Source organism: Zarconia navalis LEGE 11467, from assembly GCF_015207075.1.
Lineage (GTDB): Bacteria > Cyanobacteriota > Cyanobacteriia > Cyanobacteriales > Geitlerinemataceae > Zarconia > Zarconia navalis.
The window spans coordinates 1-7,946 of the sequence record NZ_JADEXN010000221.1; the positions used below are offsets into that span (position 1 = coordinate 1).

Consider the following 7,946-nt stretch of genomic DNA (forward strand, 5'->3'; position numbering starts at 1 on the left):
TCGCCACCCTCACCGACCATTCCGATTGGGTCAGCGATCTGGCGATCTCCCCCGACAGCCAAACGCTCATTGGAAGTAGCTTCGACAAAACCCTTCAACTGTGGAACCTTCAGACTCGCGAACCGATCGCCATCTTAGCCGAACATACCAGTCCCGCAATCGCCATTGCTCTCACCCCCGATGGTAAATTCCTCGCCAGCGGCAGTTGGGATAAAACCATCAAACTGTGGGATATGGAAAAGCAAAAAGCGATCGCCACCCTCACCGACGATTCGGAAACGGCAGGGTCGGTGCGATCGATTGCCATTAGCCCCGACGGGCAAATCTTAGCCAGCGGCTGGTTCGACCAAACCATTAAGCTATGGAAGCTGAAAGTGGGTGGGAAGCGCAAACGACCCAGCGTCACGTTTCTCGGAAGTTACGCCGGTCATTCCGGTCGGGTAGACGCGATCGCCTTTAGCCCCGATGGCGCTCTCCTCGTCAGTGGTAGCGCCGATGGAACCCTCAAACTTTGGCAGCTCAACACCACGGGTAAACCCCTACAAGATCTGACCCGGACGTTCGCCGAAATCTCAGAACCCGTGACCGACGTTGCATTTAGCCCCGATGGCAAGCTCTTAGTCTGCGGCAGTCGCGATCGAACGGTTCGAGTGTGGGATGCGATCGGTCAAGAGTTGAGATCTCAACTCGTCGGGCATTCCGGTGCAGTGATGGCGGTGGAATTTTATCCCGATGGCAAAACCCTGGCTAGTGCCAGCACCGATGGCACGATCGGATTGTGGGACTTAGATCGCGATCGGCTTCTGGAAATCCTCACCGGCGATGCAGGCGCACTCATGTCTCTGGCGATCGATTCCCAAGGTCAGCTCGCGATCGGCGGTAGTGCTGAAGGCATCATTAAAATTTGGCAGCGGATTGAAATCCCCGATCCGAATCTCGAATAAATCGTCGTTACGGGTTTGAATTGATGTGTCTCGATTCAATCGAGCGAGTGTCCGTGTATAGAATCGAGAAACTTGTCCGCTCGAATTTCGATTTCGGACTTCGAGGTTTTATATTATAGCATTTATCGTGATTTTTATTTGTACGTTCTCACAATCGATCGAGGGCGAGAATCGCACCAAACTCTTACGAAAATAGTCTTTTCATTCTCATTACATTAAATATCTCGTAGCGGTATTTTGATTCTAAATAGAGGCAAAACTACTTCTTTTTAAGATTTTATACAAGCAAGTTTGAATTTTATTAAAAATAGAACAAAGAGTAAAAAATACGTATTTTCCTCTACTTGGCTCGAGAAAAAGCTGAATATAATTGAAGATGATAGCAATATGCAAAAATAGGCACCTGCACTCATTGACTTCTACGAAAATCACCCATCGAGAGTGTCCATCATGACTCGGAAAACATTTACCCTTTCTCTAGTTCCCATCACTATCGGCCTGTCTCTCGGGCTATTCGCCGCACCGGGAACGAGCGTACCGAACTCCGACCGTTCTACTGAATTGAGCCAGACTGTTGGTAACGAGTGGAATGCTTTTAGTCCGCCTCCCGATATGGGAACTCCCGGCCGGCGGGAAGGGGGAGGAACTCGCGGAAACTGTCCGACCGTCGACCGCGCTCTGACTGCGTTAGTTCCGCAAACCAATGCCGGTGCAACTCTCTCTGGCCGTCCGGCTCTCTTTTTCCACGTTCCCGCAACTTCCGAACAACTCGAATTCGAATTTGTCTTGCAGGATGTGGAATACAATACAGTTTATACAAAAACTCTAACGGCACCGGGTCAAGCTGGGATCGTTGAAATCAACCTCAAAAACAATGCTGCTCCCGAGCTGCAAGTGGGACAACATTATCGCTGGTATTTTTCCGCAATCTGCAACCCGAACGATCGCAGCGCAGATATTCACGTCGAAGGCTGGATTCAACGTATCGAGTCTGAGAAAACCGCAGCCAAGATTGAAACGGCTACCTCCGAGAGCGAGAAAATTGAGGTCTACAGCGAAGCTTCACTCTGGTACGATGCTTTAGCCGCGATGGTCGAGCAGCGCCGCACGAACCCAGACGATGTGAATTTAGAGGCTCAGTGGCAGCAGTTACTCACTGCCGTCGGACTCAATTCCATCGCTCAGGCTCCTTTAGTAGAATGGGATAGCGTTCAATATCTTGCCGTTAAAAAATATATGGCTCGTCAATATCGTTAGATTTGGACTCAGAGAAATTCAATAACGTCACTCGATCTCAATCCATCGACGGCTGGCTGTTACAGTCAGCCGTTGTTGTTTGTATAGCTTCTGGTTGACCGGTCGCGCGTTCTAGTCTCGATCGCCTTTGAAGTGCTCCGCTTCAATCAGACGAAGAGAAAGTAGGACTTCGGCAAACATACGTTGAAATGCGTAGTACCACCCTTGCCATCCATCTAAAATTCCCCCTTTCAAAATTAAACAATAAACCAAAACGATAAAGGGAGCGAGTATTTTTTGTTTGCGAATCCGATCGGCTCGACTTAATTTATCTCTTGGAGTTTCTAGTAACTTTGTTACTTCTAGCAACATATAGCGCTCTTGCGCCCAAATCCATCGACTCAGGGGTTTGCGATCGTCGTGATGGATAGAAGAAGAAAGCCGATCGCTCTGACCGTCGAGCCGAGCCACTTGAGTATGTCCGTCATCCACATAAACTACCTTATTTTTTTTGAATAAACACAGACGCGGTGGAAGTATTGTACCTCGTAAAGCTTTTCCAAAAACACAGTATTTAAAACTAATAAAGTAACCTTCAATTGAGGTACTTTGAGGTAAAAATTTAAGTTCTTCTATTAATCGATTACTTAGAATATAATCTGCATCTAAAGACAAAACCCATTCTGAGTGAACTTTGCTCAAACCATGATTCCATTGATTGGCGTGGGTATCAAATTTTCTCTGGAAGATTTCGACTTGAGAATAGCGTTTTAATATTTCGAGAGTCTCATCGGTGCTATAGCTATCAATCACTACAATTCTAGTTGCCCAAATGAGATGTTGGAGGGTGCGATCGATATTGGGAGCTTCGTTATAAGTCAGGATTAAAGGTGTAATATAGGTCAACACTTTAGGACAGTTTGAAGGTACTAGAACATAGCATTGATTTCCACAAATAGGGAAATCGACCGGCAAACTCGAATTGAATGTCTGTAAATCCTTCAGACTCGAGAAGAGATCTTAAAGTGACTACCGAAAAAAACTTAATATGACCGCCATCCCAAAGGGTTGTAAAATGTCGATCCATTTTTCCTGAAATTGCCAGCACGAGATTTTTTAGATAGCCGTGGTAGGGAGTCGTCAAGATTAAACGACCGTTTGACTTGAGATACTTTCGAGCACCTCGAACTAATTCCCGAGGGTAAAATAAATGTTCGATCGTCTCAGATGAGATGACGACATCAAATTGACTTTCTAGCTTTAGATCTGACAAATGATAAATGCTACCTTGAATGAATTGGCATTGGGGAAAAGCCTGACGCGCAACTCGAACGCCTGACTCCGATTCATCTATGCCAACCACATCGTACCCTTGTCGAGCGATAAGATTGCTCAGACTACCATTTCCACAGCCGATATCTAGTACTCGAGGCTTAATAATATCGGGCGTTTTGACATGGGAAAGTAATTTTATAAGAGGAGATATTAAATAGGTATGATGGTGAAGTGAATTGCTATCCGGATACAGATATTCATGGTTTTTATTTTGGGTATTCATTGACTCAATTTAGAATTTATATAGATCTTATATAGATCGGTTAATGACAAATAGAAAGCTATTTTTGGTTAATAATATCTGCAAACACTTCAATCAAATTTTCTGAAATTCGCTCCCAAGTATATTTATTGAATATCAGTTTGCGGGCGCGATCGCCCATTTCTTTTGCTTTTTCAGGATTCTTCAAACATTCGATCGAAGCGTTTGCAATTTCCTCAGAATTAATATTGACCACACGAGCAGCACGCTCAACTCCAGCCTCAGGAAAGTTACAACCCGTTGTGATAATACAAGGCAGTCCAGATGCCATACCTTCTAATACTGACATACTAAAACCTTCAGAGTAAGACGGTGCGATATAAAGACTCGTCGCAGCCAGAGCTGCATATTTGAGTTGTCCTTCTAGCATCCCCGTAAACGTTACAGACTCCAAGCAGCCAGTCTTGGCAAAGTAGCCGCGAGCTGTTGACGTAAATCCAATATTATCGGGCCCGGCGATGACTAAATGTGCGTTCGGAAATCGATCGCGCACTTCGGAAAATGCTGGTGCGAGTAAGTCTAATCCTTTTTTAGGGTCGATCCGACCGAGAAATAAAATAAGGATTTTTCCGTTAGTTTTAGGAAATTTCTGGTAAAAAAGATTTGGGTTGGGAAGTTGAGAAAAATCTCGACTGTGAATTCCGTTGGGAATCACAAATAAAGGAGGTTTTAGATTGAGAACTTTTACACCTTCTGCCTCGGGAGAGGCGAGTAAATGGATAGCACTTGCCCGATTGAGTGCCGGTTTTTCTAACATTTTATAGTAAATTCGTTTTTTCCAGGCTTTATAAGAAAGTGCCCAAGGCTCTAGCATTCCACGAGGTGTGACAATGTAAGGAGTATCTTGTTTTTGACAAGCCCAGTAAACAGGTAGCATCGAAGCAGAAAAAATAGAATTTGTTTGGACTAGATCGTAATTTTTAACATTTTTAAATAACCATCGACCTAATGAATAGCTTATTTTATAGTCTTTGACCTTTAAAAAAGGAAAGTATCGAATACGATATTTATTTTTGGAAATCCAAGTTTGTAACGGAACTTTTAACTTAATATTTCCATTGGCATTTGTCGCCACTAAATCTACTTTAAGATTTTGATTTCCAAGTGCTTCAGCTAGCTTAACAATACTTTTAGAAGGTCCGCCATAGACACTTCCCAATGCTGGAGCTGTCATTAAAATATTCATGTTAATTTATCTCCAGCTACAGATTCGATCGCTTTGGCTAAACCTCGAGCAAAATAATCAGGTGAGAAATTTTGGATATGTTTCAAAGCGGCGCATCCCATTTTTTGTAAATCAACTTCTTCTGAACTCATCCGCAACATTAAGCTGATTAGTTGTTGACGATCTTCTGGATCGAATCCAAAACCATTAATTTCTTCAATAACTAAATCTTCAAAACAGCCGCAACGATTTGAGATTAAAACCGGTAAACCCGATGCCATTGCTTCATTCACGACTAATCCCCACTGTTCTGTGGTACTGGCATGAATGAAACAGTTAGCATGAGCTAAATAGGGGAGTAGTTCGCTTTGTTGAAGAAAACCGGGTAGTCGGACAAATTTTTCTAAGTTTAACCTTTTGATAGACTGTTCGATTTCGTCTTTTAGTTTTCCATCACCGCAAATAACTAAATTCCACGCTCGATCGTTATTACTTTTTCGTCTATATTCTGCATAACAATCAATTAAAAATAGTAAGTTTTTTTTAGGAATAAACCTAGAAATTGACAGAAAGTAATTTTGGGGTATTGGTCGAGGTAATTGTCTATTTTTTATGGGGTCGAAAACAGAATTTTTCACAGTATCGTATCCTAAAAAAATATTCTCTGGAGACAAGCCCAACTTTTTCAGATAAGATTTATGAGATTTACCACCCACCAGCGCTGCATTATATTTTGTAACAATAAAGCTTTTGAGCTTTTCTAATCCAAACTGACGCTGAGTATCTTTTTCTTGAGTTTCAGAGAATAATATCGATATTTTTTGATGCAAAATAGTCCAAACAAGTGCGGCAAGCATTGTTGGTCTAGCATAGCCGGAGATTGCCACTACATCGGGAGAAAGCTCAGATAAACTTCGATAGAGTTTTTGGACTAACTCATCAAAGCGGATTGTATAAAACTCGTCTTCTTTTGTGAGGGAAATGATTGAAATTGGAATGCGATCGAGTGTCGTTTTCCATTGATAATCAACTCCCGATCGAGTTAATTCAATTCCAACAACTTCCCACGATCGACTCTCACAATATTCATAAAAAGCTTCTAATCGAGATAAGTGATATGGACCGTAGTTAGTAAACAAAATTACAATTCTTTTTAACATTTATTATATTTTTTACTTTAGTTTCTAAGATAGTATCGAATAGCCATTAACACGAAAATTTGAAGAATAATTTCTTGAAAAAAGCGATCGATTCCGTGAGTAATTCCTGCCATAGATGGACTAATAATACTAGCATACAAAAGTTGGCTAAATACACTATTTTGATAGACGGCAGAAATCCAAATATTTTTAAAATAATAAGCAAGAATATAAAAGATAATACACCCAAAATATCCCAACTCTAAGAAAGTATCTCCAATTCCAGTTGTGGTTGAACCATTGGGGATACTGTAGTCGAATAAACTGACTGTATCGAAAGAAGTTAAATTAAATTGCAATGAGTTTTTAAATCCGTATCCGAGAAGCTGACCGGGAACGTATTGAAAAACGATCGCATCCCAGAATCCAGTTCCGTATCCGTAGTGACCGGTTTTAGCGGCAGCATCCATTAAAATAGCCGCATTTCTAAACTCCAAAACGTTCCCTTCCAAAACACGATTTAACCCTTGCTCGAAATTGATACTGGAAATATTGCCATTCAAAATGGCACTCCAAAAGTCACCGCGAAGTTGCCCCAAAATGGGAATGATATAAGCCGCACTCACCGTTGCTCCGAGGGTTAAGAGTCTCGGAGGCAAAAGACGGCGAACGTAGAACGCACAAACGCCGATAATAACTAGAAAGGCAAACGTTGGCTGACGGCGACCGACTAGAATGGCATTCTGAACGATCGGTAAACCGGCAACGAGCGCTAAAATAATATTTACTTTCGTCGGATTTTTTAAGGCTAGAATGACCGTAATTGCCAAAGCGATATAAATCACTTTAGAAAAGAATATATAGATCGTTGCAGGTCCCGTCCAATTACTATTAGCTGCAAACTGAATGGTAGTTCGAGAAAGTAGGAACAAAAAGAAATACCCGATCGCCATCACAACGATCGCCCCTTGGCGTAGTTTGCGATCGTTGTGGGGAACATTGAGTTTTTTGAGTAGCTTTAAATTGGGTTTAGACTGATAGCCAAACCAGCACATTCCCGCACACAGACAAGACATCAGTAAAACCCGTTCGATCGCTACTGAACTGGCTACCCCTGGATTTTCCACCAGGGCGATCGCTTGGGGCACAATGAACGAGACAAAAATTGCGCCCATAATGAATGGGTATTGATAAATCCGGTCTGGGCGCACGAATCCCCAGCCTAACAATCCCAGGCAAATTCCGATTAGTAAGTAAAGATAAAATTGGGCCATTAGCGATCGCCCTCTGTTATGTAAACCGAAAAAGTTGTTGGTAGGCAAGAGCTAAATGGGCAGTATTTTGTTCCCAGTTATGGCGTTCTTTCAACTGCGATATTGCCCGTTCTCGATGCAGATGCCAGAGATCGGGATGTTCGACAGCTTCAACGATCGCCCTCGCTATTGCCGGTAGATTTCGATCGGGTAACACGCAGCCGGTTTCTGGGGTGAGTAACTCATTGACCCCACCGGTGCAGGGAAATCCCACGACGGGAACAGCACAAGCCATCGCTTCTGCCACCACTAAACCGAAGGGTTCCCAATGAGATGTCAGGCAGAAAACATCCATCGCCCGGTTAGCAATTGCGGGGTTTTCGAGCAGACCGGTAAAGACGACACGACGATCGATTCCCAAGCTTACCGCTAAGCGTTTGAGAGCATCGAGATCGGGGCCCGAACCGACGACAAGTCCCCAGAAACGATCGGGTAAAAGCGCCACAACCCTGAGAAAATCATCCGTCCCTTTCATCGAACAGTGGAGGCGACCGACCCATCCCACCACCGACACGCCATCGGGAATTCCCAACTGGGTACGCGCGATCGCCC

At 43.3% G+C, this 7,946-nt stretch carries 8 protein-coding genes; 2 read left to right on the top strand and 6 right to left on the bottom strand.

Translation table 11 applies throughout. From position 1 onward, the window contains the following. Together IQ235_RS12635 and IQ235_RS12640 are read left to right on the top strand one after the other, a co-directional pair. The coding region (locus IQ235_RS12635) for a WD40 repeat domain-containing protein (protein WP_264321812.1) at positions 1 to 944 on the top strand (944 nt) is incomplete at its 5' end. Positions 945 to 1,394: 450 nt separating this feature from the next. After that, on the top strand, positions 1,395 to 2,201 hold the full coding sequence (locus IQ235_RS12640) for a DUF928 domain-containing protein (RefSeq protein WP_264321813.1): 807 nt from the start codon (positions 1,395 to 1,397) through the stop codon (positions 2,199 to 2,201). 111 nt (positions 2,202 to 2,312) lie between these two features. Here the strand turns inward: IQ235_RS12640 and IQ235_RS12645 are convergent, their stop codons facing one another. The 6 genes from IQ235_RS12645 to IQ235_RS12670 form a co-directional block, all read right to left on the bottom strand. Next, complete coding sequence (locus tag IQ235_RS12645) at positions 2,313 to 3,089, bottom strand: glycosyltransferase family 2 protein (RefSeq protein ID WP_264321814.1); 777 nt, start codon at positions 3,087 to 3,089, stop codon at positions 2,313 to 2,315. Position 3,090: 1 nt separating this feature from the next. Then, on the bottom strand, positions 3,091 to 3,738 hold the full coding sequence (locus tag IQ235_RS12650; RefSeq protein WP_264321815.1) for a class I SAM-dependent methyltransferase: 648 nt from the start codon (positions 3,736 to 3,738) through the stop codon (positions 3,091 to 3,093). Positions 3,739 to 3,796: 58 nt separating this feature from the next. Next, positions 3,797 to 4,963 carry a glycosyltransferase gene (locus IQ235_RS12655; protein WP_264321816.1) on the bottom strand — a complete coding sequence of 389 codons (1,167 nt, stop codon included), beginning with the start codon at positions 4,961 to 4,963 and terminating at the stop codon, positions 3,797 to 3,799. Continuing rightward, on the bottom strand, positions 4,960 to 6,102 hold the full coding sequence (locus IQ235_RS12660; protein WP_264321817.1) for a glycosyltransferase family 4 protein: 1,143 nt from the start codon (positions 6,100 to 6,102) through the stop codon (positions 4,960 to 4,962). The genes IQ235_RS12655 and IQ235_RS12660 overlap by 4 nt, the downstream gene beginning before the upstream one ends. Positions 6,103 to 6,119: 17 nt before the next feature. After that, positions 6,120 to 7,256, bottom strand: a complete 1,137-nt coding sequence (locus tag IQ235_RS12665) for a hypothetical protein (RefSeq protein WP_264321818.1) — start codon at positions 7,254 to 7,256, stop codon at positions 6,120 to 6,122. Between the two features lie 115 nt (positions 7,257 to 7,371). After that, positions 7,372 to 7,946: glycosyltransferase family 4 protein (locus IQ235_RS12670; protein ID WP_264321819.1), on the bottom strand; the 575-nt coding region annotated here is incomplete at its 5' end.

Coding starts and splice junctions, on each gene's coding strand:
- IQ235_RS12660 (WP_264321817.1), bottom strand. CDS start 6,102: ATGTTAAAAAGAATTGTAATTTTGTTTACTAACTACGGTCCATATCAC.
- IQ235_RS12655 (WP_264321816.1), bottom strand. CDS start 4,963: ATGAATATTTTAATGACAGCTCCAGCATTGGGAAGTGTCTATGGCGGA.
- IQ235_RS12640 (WP_264321813.1), top strand. CDS start 1,395: ATGACTCGGAAAACATTTACCCTTTCTCTAGTTCCCATCACTATCGGC.
- IQ235_RS12650 (WP_264321815.1), bottom strand. CDS start 3,738: ATGAATACCCAAAATAAAAACCATGAATATCTGTATCCGGATAGCAAT.
- IQ235_RS12665 (WP_264321818.1), bottom strand. CDS start 7,256: ATGGGCGCAATTTTTGTCTCGTTCATTGTGCCCCAAGCGATCGCCCTG.